The organism is Bifidobacterium sp. (genome assembly GCF_051876855.1).
Lineage (GTDB): Bacteria > Actinomycetota > Actinomycetes > Actinomycetales > Bifidobacteriaceae > Bifidobacterium.
In genome coordinates this window covers 1-20,927 of the sequence record NZ_JBJEIH010000118.1, presented here as the reverse complement: position 1 = coordinate 20,927, position 20,927 = coordinate 1, and the positions used below count along the sequence as shown (strand labels likewise).

The following is a 20,927-nucleotide window of genomic DNA, read 5'->3' as shown; positions in this document are numbered from 1 at the left end:
GGCAGCTCGACGTACGGGTCTTCGTACGGTGGTTCATCCTATGGGTCGCGGTCAGGTTCGTCGTCGCGCGGCTATGGGTCGCGTTCGGGCTCCTCGTATGGTTCCCGCGGCTCGTACGGCTATGGTTCGTCATCAGGTTCGGGGCGTTCCGGGAAAGTGACCACCCGGCACACCTCAGCCGTCTCGCACAAGAAGAGCGCAGCGTCCGGCACATCGCAGACAGGCAAGGACAACGGCCTCAATATCGCCGATTTCAACGTCGGCGACAAGATCACCCACGACAAGTACGGTCTCGGCAAAGTTCTGGAAACGCAGGACAAGGGCCGCAACTCCGTAATCACCGTGGACTTCGGGTCTGACGGCGTCAAGCGGCTCATGCTCCGCGCGGCGCCGATCGAGAAGCTCTGAGCGCATGCGTTGCTGACACCCCCAGTCGCTTCGCACGGCGCTCCCGGCACGCCGTCGCAGGGGAGCCGCTAGCGCGGTCGCAGGTGTGGTGTATGTTAGTGACTCGTGTGTGCAACCGCACGCACTATCTGGAGTCTTAGCCCGTCAGTGGGTCGGCGGCGGTCCGTACAAAGCGGTCCTCTGTTCGTGCTTGGCACGATGAAGCACTGGAGAGGCTGGCTCAGCGCGAGGGAATATCCTTCGCGTTCCGTTCAGATAACGACAGAAAAGGAACAATATGACTAACGCTCAGCGTTCCCGCCGTCAGGTGCGTCTTTCTCGCGCCCTCGGCATTGCACTGACCCCGAAGGCCCAGCGCCTGTTCGAAAAGCGTCCGTACGCTCCTGGCGAGCACGGCCGCACCCGTCGCCGCACCGAATCCGATTACGCGGTGCGTCTGCGTGAGAAGCAGCGTCTGCGCGCCCAGTACGGCATCTCCGAGAAGCAGCTTCGCGCTGCTTACGTCAAGGGCACCCGTACCGCCGGCCAGACCGGTGCTGCTATGCTCACCGATCTTGAGACCCGTCTCGACGCCCTCGTGCTGCGTGCCGGCTTCGCCCGCACGACCGCCCAGGCCCGCCAGTTCGTGGTGCATCGTCACATCATGGTTGACGGCAACATCGTCGATCGCCCGTCCTACCGCGTCAAGCCCGGCCAGACCATCCAGGTCAAGCCGAAGAGCCAGACCATGGTGCCGTTCCAGGCTGCTGCCGAAGGCGTCCACCGTGACGTGCTTCCGGCCGTTCCGCCGTACCTCGACGTCAACCTCGCTTCCCTGAAGGCGACCCTGACCCGCAAGCCCGTTCCGGAAGAGATTCCGGTGCAGGTGAACATCCAGTACGTCGTCGAGTTCTACGCTCGCTGACCTGGATCCATTCCATTTTTCAAGGACATACAGCACAAGGCCCCGCTTTTGGCGGGGTCTTGTGCTATTTGCAGTTTCTTCTATCGACAGACGCCGCATGGGGTCCGTTGCCGCAGAATTAGCCAAACTTCGATGTATTCTGCGACAAACGGAGCCTGTACGGTCCGCGGGGTCAATGAAGATCCGCGAACACCTGCGGGGAGTCAGCTTACTTGCCGAACACGCCTGAAACAATCGACGACACGATGGACATGATGAGCGAGCCGAGCACCGACCACCAGAATCCGTCGATGACGACACCCACGTCGAAGAACGAGAAGGCCAGCCACGAGGCGAGCTCCATGAACAGCCAGTTGATTACCAGCGCAACGAATCCGAAACTCAGCAGCGAGAAGGGGAGTGCCAGCAGGTGAACGGCCGGTTTGATCGACGCATTGATCAACGCCATGAACAGTGAGAACGCAGCGATACCGAGAATCGGTGGTTCGCCTTTCGCTTGCATGCCGGGCAGCAACGCGACCATGACGCCGACGGCGATGGTCATAATCAGCCAGTTGATGAGAAAGCGTTTCATGCCGTCAGTCTACAGCACACGATCAGATATCAGAAGGAATCCGGGCGTTACTGGCCGCAGAATGCCTGGCGGAGCATGGTGGCGTACACCGGGCGGCCTTGCGGCGTCAGATGCGTGCCGTCGTCGTACAGGTATTCGCTGTGCCCTTCGCTGGTGCCGTACCAGTCGATGATGCCGACACTGCGGTGGCTCGCCGCGAAGGAACGCAGAATCGCATTGTTCTGGTCCTGCCACGAGACCGGAACGCGCAAGGTGAGGAAGTACACCGGCTTGCCATCCATCGCATCGACGATGCTTTGCAATTCGGCCTCGTCGCGAATCGGGCCGTTGTCGCCGAGCGCGACCACGACCACGCTGCCGCCTTGCCCTGCCCCGGCATGTTGGGCGTAGATTCCCGGCGCTGTGGTGATCTGCCGGCTGACTTGCGCATCAATGACGGCTTTGGGCATGATCTGCTGGATGATATCCGCGGCTCCCAAAGCCACGGAATCCCCGATGATCAATGGATCGGCACTGTCGGCACCGTCCCCATGACCGGTGTGACAAGTGGAAGCATCATGGCTGACAGGTTCCTCGACGTGGACACGGAGGCCGTGCTCGCCGCCCGGTGGGGCGAAAGGACAAGCCGAACGTAAAATACAACTACAACAGGGAGACAGACAATGAACGACAACTCCGGACAGGCGATGGGCGTCATCATCTCGTTGGCCAAATTCGACAAGGACGACAGACACATGGCCGGTATTCCGATTCGCGTGTGACCACATCACCGCGCGTACGGCGACCGGGCATGGCGCGTTCTTCAAGCCGATCCAAACGCCGGACACCTACCGGTATATCGTCACCATACTGCGCCTGCTTGCCGATGAATACGAGTAGGCTGCGGTCAGGGCCGCGACGGAAAGAGGCCGGTCATGACCGTGAAAACCGTGGACAACCCCCAATACGAGCTGGCGCGCGACGGGTGTGGCACCGTATTCGCGTCAATCCGCGGACGGAAAGCGTACTCGCAGCGCTGGCTGCTTATCCACTCCGCCCGCGAAGCCGGCTGGGAGACGGACGGCGGGCGTGATTTTGCCCTGTCTGCCGGAGGAAAGGCGTGTCCGCGTGACCAACAAAGAGGAGGACGCCAGTCAACGGGCGTACTGGGAAAGCCTGATGCGCTCGTTCGGCAAGCGGTTCCCTGACAAGGTGCGTCGTGAATATGACCCGCGAAAACGGCCGGACGGCTTGACCTGGAAGGTGGTCGAATCAGGGACGGGCCCGTCTTAAACTCTCACGCCCTATTGGCCTTCCGGGGTTTCCTGCGCGGGGCGTCGGTCAATGTCACTTGGCTTGAAGCGATGAAATCCCTGATCCAATACAGGTTGCTGCACCGCTCCAAGGAATGGCAGCCGCCTCGATCCATGACATACCGCCAAGAATCCCGCCAGTCCTGCGGCGATCCGCACGCATTGTTCAACGTGATGAGACGTTGCTCGAATACCGCCGGGTTTGTCGTGAACGTCATCGCCTTCCTATAGGCGAGCCGTTGCTTGTCATCGTCGGTCAGGTTGCTTCCCGCCTCGTCGGCGAAGGCGTCCTCTAGGTTTCGTCCGACGAAGAACAGCCGGTACGGGATTTCCCGTCTTTTCGGCCGCTCGGTGTGGTTCAGATGGGAAACGTCGATGAGTCTTCCGATGGACGCTCTTCGGGCCATCCTGTTCTCCATGAATCGCCTGACATCGGAAACTTCGATGCCGTCACGATGGTAGATGGGCCTCGGCAGACCTGCCGTATATCGTACCAGTTCGTCGGGGATGAAAGTCCCATCCAAGTCGACGACGTGAACGATATGTGACAGATCTGACCATCGGTAATCAGAATGATTGGGGTCGAAGAACCCGTCGATGAATTCGGTTATCGTTTCGACGATGTCCTGCTTGGGGTATTTTCCGGTCTTTTCCCGGTATTCTTCGGGGTGGATGACGGCTGGGAGGACATCGCAACGGAACGGCGCCCCTTCCACCGGCCTGTCCCGGAGCAGTCGCGCAATGGACGGGGTGAGGAGCCGGTTGTCGCTTTCGCCTTCGACCAACAGGAGGACGAGCTTTCTTCTTGGCATCAGTCCTCCCCGTAGCCGTTTTGAGGTCCATTATCGGGATGAGCAGCGCAATACAATGCCGCGCCGAACATGTGGGGGAGCGGCGGATCGTACAGGTTGTCGCCTTCCGCGCCGAGCAGCGCGTCCGCCAGATACTTCCTCCGGTTGTTGTTCGACTGTTTGACATGGAACGTCGCATACCGGCGTTCGGGGTTGGTCGTGGTGACGCGAACACAGGACGGCGGGACGGTCTCCAACGCCCGGAGATTATGCGCGGTGAACACCAGTTGACCCTTCATACCTTCCGCCATCTGCTTCAACAGGTCGCCGAGCAGCAGCTCGTATACGCCGGTGTCTATCTCGTCGATGGCGACCAGCGCGTCCGGGTCGTTGAACGCGTGGATGAAATAGGACAGCATGCCGGTGAGGCGTATGACACCCTCCGATTCGCAGCGGAACGGAATGCGCCGCCCGTCGCGTTCCGACATGAGTTGGAGACTGACCCGCTCCTCACCCTCCTCGCTCGCCGGTGCGGGCGAGATGGTCGCGTCGATATGCAATCCGGGGATGATGGTCGGCAATACCATGTTGTATACGCCGATGGCGGACCGTATCGCATCGGCGTCCGTGCGGGGGACCGGGGTGGTGGCTGTCAGGTTGACCAGCCTGCTTCTTCCCGTCCGGCTGGATTCCACCGGCATGTACCAGAAGACGGCGAGGGCGCCGCGCTTGGTCTTGGATACGTATACGGCGTTCCGTGCGGAGTCGATGAGCCGGTCGAGACGGCGGTCGAAACGGCCAGCAACGGCCTCCACGTAGTGTCTGGTCCGTTCCGCAACATGGTCGTTCTCTTTGAGGGCGTCGCACATGCGGGTGATTGTTTGCGTCTCAGTCGCCCTTCCCCGCGCGTCGTGGATGATGGAGAACAGGAAGGAGCGGTTGGTGGCGTATGCGTATTCCTCAGCCCTGCGCATGTCGGTGTCAAGGTCGGTTATCGCGTTGATGCTCCGTCTGAGATATGAGGGGTACCATGCGAACCCGGTGTCGGTCGCGGTATGACGTAGGATGACCCTGCCAAGCCTATCCGGAGTGTCCCCGACGCGGATCGCCTCTTCGGACACGAGGGAGCGATTGCCGCCGTCGGCGTCCCCTGTGATAAGTGTGACGGCGTATTCGATGTAATCCCCGCCGATTGACATGACGGCGGTGATGGTGGCCGTGCCGGTCTCGACGTCGATGATGTCGTTGCTGTATTCGGGGAGCGGATCGCCTGAGATGAGATGGTCAAGGATGGCGATGGCGTCGATGACGGCCGTCTTGCCTGACCCGTTCTGCCCGTATATTCCGGTCATGCTGCCGCCTGACGGCAGCCGGCTGAACGACAGCTCCCCGTGCCCCACGTTCCGGACGTGGTCCAGTCGCAGTTCGACGATGCGCATATCCCAGTCTCCAATACATCTTACTTGTCAAAATGGTATAATAAATGCCAAAACTACAACAATTGTAGCGCGAAGACGTAATGTCCGCAACCGTTCGGGCGTATATATGGCAGAAAGAAGGAGGAACCATGACATTCGAGACCGTCACCCGGTACATCCTGCGATGCGACGACTGCGGGCGCCGGTACCGGAGAGCTTACTACCCGAAGGCCGCCCCACCCTCAGCACGATGAAACAGCGGCTCCTGTGGGAAGCCCGGTCCGACGACTGGCAGATTACTGACACCCATAAGTACGGCGGCATATCGCATGCACCCTGTGCGGCCGGACCGCCGCCATGACACTCCACCGGCTGGCGCAGGCCGGGTGGGCGGACGCCGACCCGCATCCCATGCTCCCGTAGAATTGCGGGGACGGAAGGCACTGGCTGGCATACGCAGCCCGCTCGCGTACTTGAAGCCGTGAGCGTGAAAACCGCTGCGACTCACATCTCATCAACGCGCCGGTCGCCGTCGATTCGACCGGCTTGTCCAGCGCAGGCTTATGGCTTGTCAAAAGAAAACGTCAGAGGCTCCGACTCGACCATGAACACAGTTTGTATCCCGCCGATCGGATGCTCTGTATGATGAGATGCAAACCGTGGTTGCATCCGAGATAGGCTCGTTTTTGACTCGCCCTTGCTGAGCATTAGCCAGTAAGCGGGTCAACCAAGTCTTTGTTCGAGGACTTTTACTGCGGATTCACGCATTTCGTCAACCGTCCCGCTATTAGAACACATCAGCTCAATATGTAAGCCAGTTCCCGACTTAACAAGTACTTCGCCATATTCGCAGACAGGCACCTGCCGGTTATCCTTGAACCTCTTGTCAGGTGTCCCGTTCTTATTTACCTTGAGCCAAGTCTGGCCAACAACCTTGGCGTCCTTTGGGACGGGGGCAGTCTCGACAAATTGTATCGTACCAAACTCCATGTCAACATCCGAATAGCTAATGGCTCCAACATTCAACCTCGAAACTACAAGAATTTTGTCCGGAAGGAAATAAACCTTCTGCTTGCGTAACTTCAAACCAAAAGGCTGCACGTTTGATTCCACGAAAAAGGGCAACTTATCGATCGCTTTAGCTGATATCCTGTTAACCCCACGAGACGCGCCGCCGCTCGTTTTTCTATCCAAACTGCTCTCAGAAACCGTCTGCCAAAACTTCTGGTTCTTGTTGAGGCTCATCCAAATGGCGGAAAGGTCCTCATAAGCAGCTTGTGACTCGGTGTCGAACGAATACTCCATCGACACTTTCATTTTAGAACGGACCAAGATTTTGAGAACGACGCCAGCAATCGCTGTGAGAATGAACCACGGATACGCCACGAGAATAATAGTCGCTATAAGCCAAGTGCTAAGGTAATCAAGTCTCTGGGCCTTCTTCATCTGCTCCAGCAGTTCCTCGTATTCAGCCGGTTGATAATCGTTGACATTGACGTTCTCGGTGCTGATGGCGTTGCCAATAGCCGCTTGGCCCTGATTCTTCCAGTCTTGGCTACTTCCGCCATTGGGACGCTTTTTCTTGCCGTTCTCTTCAACATATGAAAGACCGGTACCGGGAATTGAATATGTATTTCTCGTAGTCCCGCGTGCTGTCTTTGTATGCCGAAAGCCTTTCATGCCCCAGCTATACCCAACGCCGCTTTTACTGATGTTAATACGGAATCCGCCGCCTAGATTGATGCTCTTCCTATAGTGCATGCCCATAGTTCGTTCCTCCTTCTCAAACGTTCCTTTATCGGCAACGTCCACAGTCATCCTTAGATTGTCCGTCATTGCGCACAATGCCATCAGATGGCTCACTGGCTTTGTTTTGCATGCCTATTGCTGAACCCTGACGTGCATTCCTGCATGTCGCGAAAGCCATCGCCGTCACGATCCCGCTAGAACGCCCATCGAGATTTCTACAATGTTCTTCTGCATCCTCGACAACCTCGGTGAGAGAGGTGTACCAGCGGGGCGCTGGCTGGTGCTGTGTTGAGGATACGTCTTGAATACTTTTGCTACCGTTTCATGCCGTCAGTCTACAGCACACAATCAGGTATCAGAAGGAATCCGGGCGTTACTGGCCGCAGAATGCCTGGCGGAGCATGGTGGCGTACACCGGGCGGCCTTGCGGCGTCAGATGCGTGCCGTCGTCGTACAGGTATTCGCTGTGCCCTTCGCTGGTGCCGTACCAGTCGATGATGCCGACACTGCGGTGGCTCGCCGCGAAGGAACGCAGAATCGCATTGTTCTGGTCCTGCCACGAGACCGGAACGCGCAAGGTGAGGAAGTACACCGGCTTGCCATCCATCGCATCGACGATGCTTTGCAATTCGGCCTCGTCGCGAATCGGGCCGTTGTCGCCGAGCGCGACCACGACCACGCTGCCGCCTTGCCCTGCCCCGGCATGTTGGGCGTAGATTCCCGGCGCTGTGGTGATCTGCCGGCTGACTTGCGCATCAATGACGGCTTTGGGCATGATCTGCTGGATGATATCCGCGGCTCCCAAAGCCACGGAATCCCCGATGATCAATGGATCGGCACTGCACACGCCGGTCGCCGCATCGAAAGACCACGACGACAGCGGGACGCCTGTCGGCACTTTTTCGGCATGCGCGTTCATCTTCGGCGTGGCGGGGGCCTTCGAGGGAGTTTGCTGGGCGTTCTTGGACGAGCCTGAAGTCGAGGGCTTGGACGATGAGGAAGCGGCGTGTCCAGCGGAATCTGACGCCTTGGACGCTCCCGCGGACGGTGACGGTCCGGGGACACCAGCGAGGGCCTTCTTCCCGGCGAGACGGGCTTCGCCTGCGATTTCCGGACGCAGCTCGATTGAACGCTGTTCAACGATGCCGTCCCAGTCGAACGGCAGGCACCCGACAATGATGACAGCGACCAAACCAGCCGCAGCCATCACCTTCGCCGCCGGCTGCACATCCGCAAGATATGTGCGCACGGTACGTCCGGCGCCTGCCACCACCGGCTTGAGGCCTGCCATAGCCTTCGGCGCCGCGTTGTTATCGTTGGGCTGACCCGCGTTACCATCGTTGTTGCCGGCAGCTGGCTTCGCGCCCTTTTCTGTCGCGTCGCAAGTGGTTCCGGCCGCGATGCCACGATGCACCGGAACTTCGATGAAGCGGTGGATGAGTTCCGCCGCGCCTGCAATCACCGCGAACTGCAACAGCCAGCCCCACCACGGCATCGTGGTCGTGCGTGTCGCCGGATTCATGATCTCCAGCAGCGGGAAATGGATGATGTACACCGCGAACGCCCGAGACCCCGCGACGACCAACGGCCGACACCCAAGAATCGCCGCCGTGGCAGATCCGCGTACCGTACAGGCGGCGACCAGCAGTGCCGCCAAGATGGCCGCCGCCAGATAGCCGCCGCGGTACATCCATATGGCCTCGCCATCAACAACGACCACGCCGGCCGCCAGGGCAAGCAGCGAGATCAACGCAAGTATGTCGGACATGCCGATAGTCACGCCGCCTACGGTGGTGCGAGTAGTCATGCGCTTGGACAAGCGATTCACCCACGCACGGGCCGGAACCCGCGGCCCGCATCCGTCGTTCGCGGAGTCGTCGGTGGCCGCACGAAGCCCCGGCTTGGTACCTTTCGGCACTGACGCCGCTGCGCGATCCGCGAGCAACAGCGCGAGTTCGGCGCCGACCAGCAGCTCAGCCGCGCGCATATCAAGACCGTAATACAGGTGCGCGGTATCGTCCCCGTTGAAGGAAAGCGCCCCCATGGCGACGGATGAACCAAGAATCAGGAACAATACCACCGCGTGCATCATCCAGCTGGAAAGGCAGATGCGGTGCAACAGCAGCAGGATTGCCGGCCACAGCACAGCAAACTGCATGACAATCGCCACAAACCACAGCGGGGTCAGGGGAGAAGGCAGGCCGGCCGCGGCGAAATACGGCAGTTTGCGGAAGATATACACCCAGTTGACCACGAATGCCGCCGCAGGCAACGCGTCCGCACGCGCCTTGAGCAGCAGCGAAGGGGAGAACAGGTATACGAGCGGAATGGTCAACGCGATGGATGCCAAGACCATCGGCCACAGTCGTTTGAACCGCTTGAGCACGTATGAACCGTACCGGAAGCCACCGCGTCCGATCGCGCGCTCAATGCTGCGGGTACTCAAGAAACCGGTGATGACAAAGAAGATTGTCACGCCAAGGAAACCGCCGGAGAGCATGGACGGACGCGTATGGAACAGCACGACCGACGCGATCGCGAGGGCGCGCAACCCGTCAATGCCAAGGTATCGACTGCCGCCATGCGACGACATGCCTTCTTGCGACTGGTGTTCGCTGATACCGGCTTGACTTGCCATGGTTCCCTTCCTCGCGTTCAATGCGTTAGACATTTGTACAAACCGCTACAGACGTATTCGAAAACGACACGCCGGTGCGACATGCGCCCCTACAGACGCACGGCTATAGCATGGGTGTCATGAAGTTGCATCTGTATCAGGTCCGACATGGCCAGACCTATTTTAACCGCTACAACCGGCTGCAAGGCTGGTCGAATTCCCCGCTGACCGAACAGGGGCTCGCCGATGCCGAACGCGCCGCCCACAAGCTCGAAGGAATCCAGTTTGCCGCCGCATACTGTTCTGACACCACGCGCGCGGAACAGACGGCACGCATGATCCTCGACGTGAACGAAAGCCACGGTCATCAGCGTCCGACACTGATTGCTGATATGCATTTCCGCGAACAATACTACGGGTATTTCGAAGGACAGGATATGTCCGCCTCCTGGTGGGCGGCGGGGGCTCCCCATGGCGCCGGCACCTATCAGAAAATCGTCTCGCAGTATGGACTCGCCGCGACCCGTGATTTCCTCAAACAGGCCGATCCCTTCCATGATGCTGAATCAGACGAGGAATACTGGAACCGGATTGAAGGCGGATACCGGCTTATCGCGTCCAATCACATGCTCCATGACGGTGACCGCGTATTGCAGATCTCTCACGGCAACACCCTGCTCAGTCTCATGCATCGTTTCGCCCCGGAGGGCTATGACCTGTCAGAACGACCGGGCAACGGCAGTGTGACACAGCTTGACTTCGACACCGAAGCCCCCTTCGATACGGCGCTGAGCGTAATTTCCTACAACGATTGACCTGCACGTCCGGGGGAGATAGATTCGTCAACAAGGCGCGCGTCTCGCCCGCCTACTAGGCTTGACCCGGTATCGTAGCGCTTTACGCGCGTGAGCAGAAAGAGGTTCGCATGGGTGTTGGAGACATCGCCGGGCTGATTGCGGCAATCGCATTCGCGATTCTTGTCGGCTTCCTTATCTACCCGCTGATCCGGCTGGGCAAACTGTTCGACCAGATCGCCATCACCGTCAAGGAGTCGGGTGACCACGCCATCCCCGCCATTGACGAGGGGGTCACCACAGTCAAGCAGGTCAACAAGTCCCTGGCTGACGTCAATCGCATCTCCGATTCCGCCTCCACCACGATGGGCAACATCACCGCGCTGACCGATTTGTACGGTTCCTTCCTTGGCAAGCCGGTCATCAAGGCCGCATCCACGGTGTATGCGCTCAAGTCGACGGCTCAGCAGTTCTTCTCCAAGAAAACCGCACGCAAGCAGGTCGTGCCCACCAAGCCGGCTGAAGCCAAGACGCAGGCGAAGACATCAACGAAGTAACCGGGCAGGCAGACAAGGAGCATCATGAAAAGAACGTTCTGGGTGGCAGTAGGCGTGGTCATCGGTGTGGTGGCCGTCGCCAAAGCCCAGGCTTATGTCAAGGCCAACACCCCTGATAACGCAAGGCAATTCCTGCTCGGCCCCGATCAGGACAACGTCCTGCAACGCACGCTCGCCGGTCTTATCGAGGATTTCAACACGACCCGCAAAGCGCGCGAAGCGGAGTTGAACGCACAGTATTCAGGTATTTCAAAGTAACAGGTGCCGCACCAGTCTGGCACTGACAACGCAGGCCCACGCCGCAACCGCGAGCCGCACACAACACAAGGAGTCATCCCGCTTATGCGCACAGCAGACATCGCAAAGCGTTACCTCACGTATTTCCAGAAGCATGGCCATTTGGTCATGCCGTCGGCTTCGCTTATCTCACCGAACCCGACAACCCTGTTCACCATCGCAGGCATGGTGCCGTTCATCCCATACCTGCTCGGTGAGCAGACGCCGCCAGCCACGCGCGTGACCTCGAACCAGAAGTGCGTTCGTACGCTCGATATCGACGAGGTCGGAAAAACCACTCGTCACGGCACTTTCTTCCAGATGCTGGGCAACTTCTCCTTCGGCGATTACTTCAAGGAGGAGGCCATCCATTATGCGTGGGAGCTGCTGACCACCCCGCAGGACCAAGGCGGTTACGGTTTCGACCCCGAAAAGCTTTGGGTGACCACCTTCACTGACGATGAGGAAGCGCGCTCGATCTGGAAGAACGAGGGCTTCGACCCCGAGCATATGCAGGTGTTCGGCATGGAAGACAACTTCTGGACCACCGGCGGCCCCGGCCCCGGCGGCCCCTGCTCCGAGATTTACGTAGACCGCGGACCGGAATACGGCCGTGACGGCGGCCCCGCGGCCGACGAGAACAGGTTCATCGAAATCTGGGATCTCGTCTTCGAAAACTACGAAGTCGACAACGTCAAGTCCAAGACCGACCTGCATATCGTCGGCGAGCTGGAGCACAAGAACATCGATACCGGCGCCGGTCTGGAACGTCTCGCGTACCTCATGCAGGGCAAGCAGAACATCTACGAGACCGATGAGGTCTTCCCGGTCATCGAGGCCGCGGAGAAGCTCTCCGGCCGCACCTACGGCGAGGACGCTGACGCGGATGTGCGCTTCCGCGTGGTGGCCGATCATGTGCGTTCCGCCCTCATGATCATGTCCGACGGCGTGCGTCCGAGCAACGTCGGCCGTGGCTACGTGCTGCGTCGTCTGCTTCGCCGAACCGTGCGCTCCATGCGCATGCTCGGTGTGCGCGACCACGTGCTGCCCACGCTCTTCCCAGTCTCTGAAGCGGCAATGGAACCGAATTATCCGGAGCTCAAGGACACCTTCCATGAGGTGTCGGAATCCGCATACGGCGAGGAAGACGCCTTCCTGAGGACGCTGGAAAGCGGCACCACGATTCTTGACGTCGCGGTCGATCAGGCCAAGCGCAATCATGGCGAAGTCTCCGGTGAGGATGCCTTCAAGCTCCACGATACCTACGGTTTCCCGATTGAGCTCACCCTTGAGATGGCCCAGGAGCAGGGCGTCAAGGTCGACGAGGCGAAGTTCCGCGAGCTCATGCACGAGCAGAAGTCCCGTGCACGCGCCGACGCGCTCAAGAAGCGCCACAACGTTGATTTGAGCGTCTACGACGATTTCAAGAAGACACTCGCCAAGCCGATCGACTTCCTCGGATACACCGATTTTTCGAGCCGTTCCACCGTGCTCGGCATCATGCAGGAAGGCAAGGGCTCGGTACCTGCGGTGATAGGCCCGGCGAATGTCGAAGTCATCCTCGACCGCACACCCTTCTATGCCCAGGCTGGCGGTCAGCTTGCCGACCAAGGTGAAATCATCTCCGACGACGGCGCGGTGCTTGAAGTCGACGACGTGCAGAAGCCCATCAAGGACCTGATCGTCCATCAGTGCCGTCTGACCGAAGGTACGCTCGTGGTCGGCGCCGCGGTCAACGCGAATATCGATCTGCAGCGTCGTGGCGCCATCGCGCGCGCCCACACCGCGACCCACATGGTGCATAAGGCCCTGCGTGAGGAACTCGGCCCGCAAGCCACCCAGCGTGGCTCCGAAGACGCCCCGAACCGTCTGCGCTTTGATTTCCAGTGGTCCAAGGCACCGAGCAAGACCGTCATGGACGCTGTGGAAGCACGCGTCAACGACCGTCTGCGCGACAACCTGGTCGTCACCACCAAGGAAATGAAGTTCGACGACGCTATTGCGCTCGGCGCGATGCATCTGTTCGGCGAGAAATACGGCGATATCGTGCGTGTCGTATCCATCGGCGAGGACGGCTGGAGCCGCGAGCTGTGCGGTGGTACCCACGTCGACCATGTCGGCAAGATCGGCCAGATCAGCATCATGTCCGAGGCTTCCATCGGCTCCGGTGTCCGCCGTGTCGATGCGGTCGTCGGCCAAGGCGCATACGAATTCAACGCCCGTGAGCATGCGTTGGTCTCGCAGCTGTCCGACAAGCTCAACGCCCGCCCGGACGAGCTCGCCGATCGTGTCAATACGCTGCTCGCCAAGCTCAAGGAATCCGATCGTCGCCTGTCCTCCATGTACGAGGCCCAGCTCGCGGCGGCCGTCCCAGAACTTGTGAAGGACGCTCAGGCTTCGAACACGCCTGTCACGGTTGCCTCGAAGAATGTCGGTCATTTCGGTTCCTTCGACGCGCTGCGCAAGACCGTCCTCGATATTCGTGGCCGTCTTGGTGACGACAAGCCCGTCGTGGTGGCACTTGCTGGCATCAGTGGCGACGACAAGCCGATGGTCGCCGTTGCGACCAATGAATCCGCACGTAAGCTCGGCATCAAGGCGGGCGACCTCGTGCGCGGTGCGTCCAAGATGCTCGGCGGCGGTGGCGGCGGCAAGCCTGATTTCGCCCAGGGCGGCGGCGCCGATGCGAGCAAGATCGATGCCGCGTTGAGCTCTCTCGCCGACGAGGCGATGAGAGGCTGACCACACAATGGTGTGGCTTGGTGTCGATCTCGGTGAAGCCCGGGTCGGACTCGCATTGTCCGACCCCGAGCTTACCTTCGCACACCCGATAGGCAATATCAAAGTCCAAGGCAATGCCATGGATGCCATCGAGGATGTCATCGACATCATCGAACGAGAGCAGGTGGGACGCGTCATTGTGGGCGTCCCCCTGCTGCTCAGCGGCAAACAGGGAGAAAGCGCGTACAAAGCGCAACGCTGGACGCGCGAACTCATGTCGCGGCTGCTGGAATACCGCAACACCGGGCAGATTCAGCTCGACGACGTGCCGATTGTAGAGCTGCAAGACGAACGGCTGACCACCGTCACCGCGCACCGCCAACTGAGCGATACCCAGATTTCAACACGAGACCACCGTCCGATGGTCGACCAGCAATCGGCGGTGCTGATCCTTCAATCAGCGTTGGACGCCCGTCATGCCGATGCCATGCCCAGCAACGAGGCTGCGTAGGCCGGCGAAAGGAAGAGGAAGACAACCATGCCAGATGATTTCCGCGAGTTCTTCGAGGAACGCTCGCAATGGACCGGTACCGATGACGATGGCGACCATGCGCATCCCCACGGTACCGCCGAACGCAGCGATGCCAACGATGACGCGCCTCTGTCACGGCGCCAATTGCGCAAATCGCACGAGAAGCGTCGCAACCAGCAGGTCATTCGTATCGTGGCGATTGTGGTCGTCGTGGCCATGGTTGTCGGATTGCTCGTATTCGGCTATACCAAACTCAAGTCTTGGCGTGATGCCCGTGAACGCGCATCGCAGGCGTTGACCGCCGATTATCCCGGACCGGGTACCGGCAAAGTGGAATTCACGGTGGAGAGCGGCGAAGGGCCGGCAGAAATCGGGAACAACCTAGTCAAGGCCGATGTCGTCAAATCTCAGGCCGCATTCACCAGCGCTGTGGCCGCAAACAACAGCACGTTGTATCCCGGTACGTATGAGCTGAAAAAGCACATGGCCTGCGCCGACGTTATCGCGATTCTTTCCGACCAGTCCAAGGCCACCGGATTCCTGCAAGTCAAGGCGGGAGAACGGGTTTCACAAGTCATCGCCGAGGCCGCCCAATTGTCGGGCATCAGCGCCGACGACTTCAATGCGGTCATCAACGGCGGCGGCGCCGGAATCCTGCCTGCGGAAGCCGGCGGCAAATTCGAGGGCTGGTTCGAACCGGGCACCTACAATGTGAAGAACCGCGGCTCCGCCAGCGAAATCATCAAGGACATGGTCGACAAGCGCATCGCGAAGCTCGACTCGCTGGGGGCACCCACCGGGGCGGACCGCGAGAAGATGCTGATCATGGCTTCCATCGCGGAATCCGAGGTCAACTCCGACGAATACTACGGCAAGGTCGTGCGGGTCATTCTCAACCGGCTCGCCAAGAACATGCCGCTCGGCATGGACACCACCGTCGCCTACGGACTGGGAACCACCGCGGACAAGCTTACGGACGCCATGCTCACGGACGCGTCGAACCCGTATAACACGCGAGTGAATACAGGCTTGCCGCCTACGCCGATCAGCAATCCGGGCGAATCGGCAATCAAAGCAGCCATGAATCCTCCCGAGGGAGATTGGCTGTACTTCGTCACCGTGAATCTCACCACCGGCGAGACGAAATTCGCCACCACCGAGGATGAGTTCTGGAAGCTGCGTGACGAATACAAGAGTTCGAACAACAACGCGAACTGAGCAGCCGGCACGCGCCAAGCGGCGTCTTTCGTGTCCATATAGAAGACGCGGATGTACGCGTGGAGCGGGTTGACGCTATTATTCGAGAAGCTGCGCCTGCTGCGTGGTACGAGCGGAATCGCGTATTGCGGCCATGCGGCAGACGGACATACTGAAAACGACAGACAAGCCGGCATTTGAGCAAAGGAGACGACATGTTGCGTTGGCAGACCGCAGGGGAGTCGCATGGTGAAGCGCTCGTCGCGATGATGGAGGGGCTGCCTGCCGGCGTGCGGGTCTGTACGAAGGATATTTCCGCGGCTCTTGCCCGGCGGCGTCTCGGTTACGGGCGTGGCGCGCGAATGAAATTCGAGCAGGATCAGGTGCGCCTGCTGACCGGTGTTCGCCACGGCTCCACCTTGGGTTCGCCGATCTCCATCGAAATCGGCAACACCGAATGGCTTAAATGGACCGAAGTCATGAGCGCCGACCCGCTTGACCACGAATTGCCTGATACCGGCCGCAATGCGCCGCTGAGCCGTCCCCGCCCTGGACACGCTGACCTGACCGGCATGCGTAAATATGGTTTCACCGACGCCCGCCCCATTCTGGAACGGTCCAGCGCCCGTGAGACAGCCTCCCGCGTGGCTTTGGGCGCGGTGGCCGCGAATTTCCTCGAACAGGCGCTGTCCATTCGCACGGTTGCGCACGTCATCTCCATCGGCGGTGTCGGCATTGACGAGGATGCCCCGCTGCCGGTACCGGATGACCTTGACGCCCTCGATGCGTCACCGGTCAGAACCCTGGATAAAGACGCCGAACAGCGCATGATGGAGCGCATCGACGAGGCGAAGGCATCTGCCGATACACTTGGTGGTGTCATTGAAGTCATCGCGTACGGCGTTCCCGCAGGACTGGGTACGTACGTCGAATCAGACCGTCGTCTCGATGCGGCGCTGGCTGGTGCCCTGATGGGAATCCAAGCTATTAAGGGCGTCGAAATCGGCGATGGATTCAAGGAAGCGGAACGTCCCGGTTCCCTCGCCCATGATGAAATTGTGGTGAATGATGACGGCCGGATCAGCCGTCTGAGCAATCGTGCCGGTGGTATCGAAGGTGGCATGTCCAACGGCGAGCCCATCCGCGTAAGGGCTGCGATGAAGCCAATCCCGTCGATTCCGAAGGCCTTGCGCACCATCGACGTGCTGACGGGCGAGCCGGCACAGGCAATCAATCAGCGGTCCGACAACACGGCCGTCCCGGCAGCGTCGGTAGTGGCCGAAGCGATGGTGCGGCTGACTTTGGCGCAGTTCGTCCTTGAGAAATTCGGCGGCGACAATATCGCCGAAACGCGTCGGAACGCTGAGAACTATCTCGCCTCCTGGCCTGAGCATCTGCGCTGAGCGTCGCCCAGTGGCAAGCTTCGCATACATCGGTAGGGATTTCACGGATTACAGAGTGAGGTTGGTATGACTGAGCATCGTCATGGCGGCCACGGCAATCGCCATCATGGTCAACGTCGTCGGTCAGACAGGTCGCGGGACACGCCTCGTCTAGCCGAGCCGCCGGTGGCAGTGCTCATCGGCATGCCCGGTGCCGGGAAAACACGTGTGGGCGGCGAAGTCGCGCAGTTGCTGGGAGTTCGGTTCACTGATTCGGATGAGGTGATCGAGCAGCGTGCTGGCATGCGTATTACCGAGTATTTCAGCGAATACGGCGAGCCGAAGTTCCGCGAACTTGAATCGCAGGTCATCGCCGATTTGCTGCGCACGGCCGGCGGTATCGTCTCGCTCGGCGGGGGAGCGCCCATGACCGAGTCCGTCCGGCGCAATCTGCAGACGTATATTTCGCAAGGCGGCAAAGTCGTCTATTTGCAAGCTGATCCGCAGGAAGCGATGGAGCGGGCGCGTCGTGGCGGCAACAGACCGATGCTCGCCGGTGACGCCGACGCACGTTGGCGTGCCTTGTACGAGGTGCGCGACCCGGTGTTCAGCGCCGTCGCGAATGTGCATGTGCATACCCGTGGGTCGTCGCCGCAACATGCGGCAAGGAAGGTGATGGATATGGTCATGGAACATGACGTGCATGTCACAGGCGCGTCGATTACGCCGTACGATGTGCGCATCGGCGTCGGGACGTCGAATCATCTCGCGGAAGTGCTGGGCGACCGGCCGGTGAGAATTGCCCTGATCCATACGGCGCCCGTACAGCGGCATTCTGATCGTGCGCGCGCTCTGTTGCGTCAGGCCGGGTACGAGGTCAGTGACGTGCTGATTCCGGATGCTGAGGCAGGCAAGACCATCGAGGTCGCCAACGGCATCTGGCAGCGGCTCGGCGAGGAAGGATTCACCCGTTCGGACGCCGTGGTCGGCTTGGGCGGCGGTGCAGCGACCGATCTTGCCGGATTCGTCGCGGCGACTTGGATGCGCGGCATCCGCTACGTGAACTGCCCGACATCCCTGCTGGCGATGGTGGATGCTTCAACCGGCGGGAAAACCGGTATCAACACGCCGCAAGGCAAGAATCTCGTCGGCTCGTTCTACACGCCTGCGGGTGTGCTCGCCGATATGCGGGCCCTGGAGACCCTGCCCAACGATATCTTCATCGAAGGCCTGGGCGAAGTCGCGAAATCCGGATTCATCCGCGACCCTGAGATTCTCAGCATTCTGGAGGATCATGCCCAGGAATTGCGCGAGTTCAACGGTTCCACGTTCCTCGGATCCCCGCTTGAGGATGTCGTCGCCGAACTGATTGAGCGTACGGTGAAGGTCAAAGCCTATCACGTGTCCAACGACCTGCGCGAAGCCGGATTGCGTGAATTCCTCAACTATGGGCACACGCTCGGTCACGCTATCGAACAGATCGAGCATTTCAAGTGGCGGCATGGCAATGCGGTTGCTGTCGGATGCGTGTTCGCGGCGGAACTGTCCGGTATCCTCGGGTATATCGATCAGGATCTCGTCGACTATCATCGTCAGCTGCTCGGTTCGCTCGGCCTGCCGATTTCATGGTCGGGCGGCGATTGGGACAGCGTGCTCGCACTCATGCACCGCGACAAGAAGGCGCGCGGCAACACCCTGCGTTTCGTGGTGCTCGAAGGTGTCGGCCACCCGATCCATCTGGACGATCCGCCTATCGAGGCAGTGCAGGAGGCGTTCGAACGGATCCGCTCCGCGCACTGAACGCCTCCTGCGATTGCCAAGGATTCGGTAACAAGCGAAAGGACAGCAATGGCACGACATGTTCTTGTGGTCAATGGACCCAATCTCGGGCGTCTTGGCGTCCGCCAGCCCGATGTGTACGGGCATCAGGACCTTGAAACACTGCGCAAGGATTGCACACTGTGGGGGCAAGAACTTGGTCTGGATGTGGAAGTTCGGCAGACCGATGACGAGGCGGAGATGATTCACTGGATGCATGAGGCTGCGGATGGCGCCATTCCGGTCGTCATGAACCCGGCGGCGTTCACGCATTACAGCTATGGCCTCGCCGACGCGGCGCATATGGTTGGTGATGCCGGCGTGCCTCTGATGGAGGTACATATCTCGAATCCCGCTGCACGCGACGAGTTCCGCAAGCGTAGTGTCATTTCACCGGTAGCTACGGGAACCATCACCGGCATGGGATTCTTCGGGTATCGTCTCGCCCTCGAGGCGGTGGCCCATATCATCGGTCAGGAAGTCTGAATTCCATCCCGAATCTGCCAGCTCAGCCCCGACGATTGTTGAATCGTCGGGGCTTGTTGTTTTTCATGCGTGTCGCAGTGGAGGATTGCGCGCGTGATAGACGCCACGAACAGGCGCGGCACGGGCATGACAACCGGCATGACAACGTTTGTAGGAAGCGATTCAGAAAACACTGAACGCGGCTCTATGAAACAGTGTCAAACGGTTTTGGACAATGGCGGACTTTCAACAATCGCACCGTTGCATTGGTGTTGCGGAACAATCCCGATATCATGAAAATACCTGATTCAAACGTATGCAATCCGATGACGGACCTCCTCAGGTGACCGCGATTATTCGGCCGGAGGGCATGCAATACAGCCACGGCAGGGCACGCGCAATCCGGCGCGATTTCTTGTACGGGCATCTCACAGTTGAGAATTGGAAGGATATATGGCCATTCAACGATTCAAAACAGCGGCATGCAAGACGCTTGGCGTCGCCGTGTGCACTGCGATGGTCCTTGGCGCCGGTGCGTTGACGCTTCCTGTCGTCGCGCAGGCAGGGGACCAGTCCTCGACGAGTTCGGGCTCGTCCACGTCCAACGTCACCGCGTCCAACGCGGCGAGCTGGGTGAACAGCGATGTCCAGGTCATCGCGTTCCAGCAGACCTGGAACACCATTGCCAAGGAATGCAAGGACACCTACGGCCCCGAAGGTGTGGGCTACGTCGAAGTGTCCCCGCCCCAGGAATCCATCAAGGGAAGCACCTGGTGGACCTCATACCAGCCGGTGAGCTACAAGCTTGATTCAAAGCTGGGCACCGAAGCTGAATTCAAGAACATGATCACCGTCTGCAAGGCGCAAGGTGTTGGCATCATCGCCGATGTGGTCATGAACAACACCGCTGCCCCAAGTACGGACGGCAAGGTCACTACCTACACCGGCACGAATGGCAGCGAGTACACACCCGATACCGGTTCGTTCCCGGGATTCGCGACATCCACGTATCCTGACGGTTTGACTGCAGCGGACTTCCACTCGTGCACCAAGCAGATTGCGGATTATAAGAATCAGGAAGAAGTCCAGCAATGCCGTCTGTCTGGCATGCTTGATTTCGATTCCGAATCCGACAAGGTGCAGGATATCGAAGCCGACTATATGGCCCGCATGTACAACTACGGCGTAATCGGATTTCGTATCGACGCCGCCAAACACATCAACACCGACAGCCTCCACGCGCTGAAAGCCAAACTTGCGCAGAAGATCGGCAAGAACGCATCCGATATCTACTGGATCCAGGAGGTCATCGGCAATGGCTCCGAAGCCGCTGGCATCCAGCCGCCGCATTATACACAGAACGGTACGGTGACCGAATTCGGATTCAAGAGCGAGATGAGCCAGGCGTTCAACGGCAACGTCACCTCCCTGA

Annotated in this window: 18 protein-coding genes and 1 pseudogene; 13 read left to right on the top strand and 6 right to left on the bottom strand. The window is 59.7% G+C overall.

The window, feature by feature from the left end:
• Positions 1–408, top strand: a pseudogene (locus tag ACI38B_RS07690) (ATP-dependent DNA helicase PcrA); the annotation flags it as partial.
• 277 nt (positions 409–685) lie between these two features.
• Positions 686–1,312, top strand: a complete 627-nt coding sequence (gene rpsD, locus ACI38B_RS07685) for a 30S ribosomal protein S4 (protein WP_015450480.1) — start codon at positions 686–688, stop codon at positions 1,310–1,312.
• A gap of 208 nt (positions 1,313–1,520) precedes the next feature.
• Here rpsD and ACI38B_RS07680 read toward each other — a convergent pair whose 3' ends face one another.
• Complete coding sequence (locus ACI38B_RS07680) at positions 1,521–1,886, bottom strand: phage holin family protein (protein WP_439730224.1); 366 nt, start codon at positions 1,884–1,886, stop codon at positions 1,521–1,523.
• A gap of 47 nt (positions 1,887–1,933) precedes the next feature.
• Positions 1,934–2,371, bottom strand: a complete 438-nt coding sequence (locus ACI38B_RS07675) for an acyltransferase (protein ID WP_439730223.1) — start codon at positions 2,369–2,371, stop codon at positions 1,934–1,936.
• A gap of 622 nt (positions 2,372–2,993) precedes the next feature.
• Between ACI38B_RS07675 and ACI38B_RS07670 the strand changes: the two genes are divergently transcribed.
• The gene (locus tag ACI38B_RS07670) at positions 2,994–3,158 is read left to right on the top strand and encodes a hypothetical protein (RefSeq protein WP_439730222.1); all 165 of its coding nucleotides are present in this window, start codon (positions 2,994–2,996) and stop codon (positions 3,156–3,158) included.
• A gap of 4 nt (positions 3,159–3,162) precedes the next feature.
• Here ACI38B_RS07670 and ACI38B_RS07665 read toward each other — a convergent pair whose 3' ends face one another.
• From ACI38B_RS07665 to ACI38B_RS07650, 4 genes are all read right to left on the bottom strand, one after another.
• The gene (locus ACI38B_RS07665) at positions 3,163–3,990 is read right to left on the bottom strand and encodes a hypothetical protein (RefSeq protein WP_439730221.1); all 828 of its coding nucleotides are present in this window, start codon (positions 3,988–3,990) and stop codon (positions 3,163–3,165) included.
• Complete coding sequence (locus tag ACI38B_RS07660) at positions 3,990–5,408, bottom strand: AAA family ATPase (protein ID WP_439730220.1); 1,419 nt, start codon at positions 5,406–5,408, stop codon at positions 3,990–3,992. Before ACI38B_RS07660 ends, ACI38B_RS07665 begins: the two co-directional genes overlap by 1 nt.
• A gap of 702 nt (positions 5,409–6,110) precedes the next feature.
• Positions 6,111–7,154, bottom strand: coding sequence for a DUF4236 domain-containing protein (locus ACI38B_RS07655; protein ID WP_439730219.1), 1,044 nt, complete (start codon positions 7,152–7,154; stop codon positions 6,111–6,113).
• 355 nt (positions 7,155–7,509) lie between these two features.
• Positions 7,510–9,774: an acyltransferase family protein gene (locus ACI38B_RS07650; protein ID WP_439730218.1), complete on the bottom strand. Its 2,265-nt coding sequence runs from the start codon at positions 9,772–9,774 to the stop codon at positions 7,510–7,512.
• 119 nt (positions 9,775–9,893) lie between these two features.
• Between ACI38B_RS07650 and ACI38B_RS07645 the strand changes: the two genes are divergently transcribed.
• The 10 genes from ACI38B_RS07645 to ACI38B_RS07600 all read left to right on the top strand — a co-directional run.
• Positions 9,894–10,568, top strand: a complete 675-nt coding sequence (locus tag ACI38B_RS07645) for a histidine phosphatase family protein (RefSeq protein ID WP_439730217.1) — start codon at positions 9,894–9,896, stop codon at positions 10,566–10,568.
• Between the two features lie 110 nt (positions 10,569–10,678).
• Positions 10,679–11,104 carry a DUF948 domain-containing protein gene (locus ACI38B_RS07640; RefSeq protein ID WP_439730216.1) on the top strand — a complete coding sequence of 142 codons (426 nt, stop codon included), beginning with the start codon at positions 10,679–10,681 and terminating at the stop codon, positions 11,102–11,104.
• A 21-nt stretch (positions 11,105–11,125) separates the two neighbouring features.
• Entirely contained in the window at positions 11,126–11,362 is a 237-nt protein-coding gene (locus ACI38B_RS07635) for a hypothetical protein (protein WP_026650494.1), read from the top strand.
• An 84-nt stretch (positions 11,363–11,446) separates the two neighbouring features.
• Positions 11,447–14,122, top strand: a complete 2,676-nt coding sequence (gene alaS, locus ACI38B_RS07630) for an alanine--tRNA ligase (RefSeq protein WP_439730215.1) — start codon at positions 11,447–11,449, stop codon at positions 14,120–14,122.
• Between the two features lie 7 nt (positions 14,123–14,129).
• Positions 14,130–14,612 carry a Holliday junction resolvase RuvX gene (gene ruvX / locus ACI38B_RS07625; protein WP_439730214.1) on the top strand — a complete coding sequence of 161 codons (483 nt, stop codon included), beginning with the start codon at positions 14,130–14,132 and terminating at the stop codon, positions 14,610–14,612.
• Positions 14,613–14,639: 27 nt separating this feature from the next.
• Entirely contained in the window at positions 14,640–15,851 is a 1,212-nt protein-coding gene (mltG, locus tag ACI38B_RS07620) for an endolytic transglycosylase MltG (protein WP_439730213.1), read from the top strand.
• A 194-nt stretch (positions 15,852–16,045) separates the two neighbouring features.
• Positions 16,046–17,233 carry a chorismate synthase gene (gene aroC, locus ACI38B_RS07615; protein ID WP_439730212.1) on the top strand — a complete coding sequence of 396 codons (1,188 nt, stop codon included), beginning with the start codon at positions 16,046–16,048 and terminating at the stop codon, positions 17,231–17,233.
• 66 nt (positions 17,234–17,299) lie between these two features.
• Entirely contained in the window at positions 17,300–19,012 is a 1,713-nt protein-coding gene (locus ACI38B_RS07610) for a bifunctional shikimate kinase/3-dehydroquinate synthase (RefSeq protein WP_439730211.1), read from the top strand.
• Positions 19,013–19,060: 48 nt separating this feature from the next.
• The gene (locus ACI38B_RS07605) at positions 19,061–19,516 is read left to right on the top strand and encodes a type II 3-dehydroquinate dehydratase (protein ID WP_439730210.1); all 456 of its coding nucleotides are present in this window, start codon (positions 19,061–19,063) and stop codon (positions 19,514–19,516) included.
• Positions 19,517–19,948: 432 nt separating this feature from the next.
• Positions 19,949–20,927: alpha-amylase family glycosyl hydrolase (locus tag ACI38B_RS07600; protein ID WP_439730209.1), on the top strand; the 979-nt coding region annotated here is incomplete at its 3' end.

Excerpts from the sequence above, each read along its gene's own strand:
- mltG (WP_439730213.1), top strand. The coding sequence starts at position 14,640 with ATGCCAGATGATTTCCGCGAGTTCTTCGAGGAACGCTCGCAATGGACC.
- rpsD (WP_015450480.1), top strand. The coding sequence starts at position 686 with ATGACTAACGCTCAGCGTTCCCGCCGTCAGGTGCGTCTTTCTCGCGCC.
- alaS (WP_439730215.1), top strand. The coding sequence starts at position 11,447 with ATGCGCACAGCAGACATCGCAAAGCGTTACCTCACGTATTTCCAGAAG.
- ACI38B_RS07680 (WP_439730224.1), bottom strand. The coding sequence starts at position 1,886 with ATGAAACGCTTTCTCATCAACTGGCTGATTATGACCATCGCCGTCGGC.
- ACI38B_RS07665 (WP_439730221.1), bottom strand. The coding sequence starts at position 3,990 with ATGCCAAGAAGAAAGCTCGTCCTCCTGTTGGTCGAAGGCGAAAGCGAC.
- ACI38B_RS07660 (WP_439730220.1), bottom strand. The coding sequence starts at position 5,408 with ATGCGCATCGTCGAACTGCGACTGGACCACGTCCGGAACGTGGGGCAC.
- aroC (WP_439730212.1), top strand. The coding sequence starts at position 16,046 with ATGTTGCGTTGGCAGACCGCAGGGGAGTCGCATGGTGAAGCGCTCGTC.
- ACI38B_RS07645 (WP_439730217.1), top strand. The coding sequence starts at position 9,894 with ATGAAGTTGCATCTGTATCAGGTCCGACATGGCCAGACCTATTTTAAC.
- ACI38B_RS07640 (WP_439730216.1), top strand. The coding sequence starts at position 10,679 with ATGGGTGTTGGAGACATCGCCGGGCTGATTGCGGCAATCGCATTCGCG.
- ruvX (WP_439730214.1), top strand. The coding sequence starts at position 14,130 with ATGGTGTGGCTTGGTGTCGATCTCGGTGAAGCCCGGGTCGGACTCGCA.
- ACI38B_RS07650 (WP_439730218.1), bottom strand. The coding sequence starts at position 9,774 with ATGGCAAGTCAAGCCGGTATCAGCGAACACCAGTCGCAAGAAGGCATG.
- ACI38B_RS07655 (WP_439730219.1), bottom strand. The coding sequence starts at position 7,154 with ATGGGCATGCACTATAGGAAGAGCATCAATCTAGGCGGCGGATTCCGT.
- ACI38B_RS07610 (WP_439730211.1), top strand. The coding sequence starts at position 17,300 with ATGACTGAGCATCGTCATGGCGGCCACGGCAATCGCCATCATGGTCAA.
- ACI38B_RS07605 (WP_439730210.1), top strand. The coding sequence starts at position 19,061 with ATGGCACGACATGTTCTTGTGGTCAATGGACCCAATCTCGGGCGTCTT.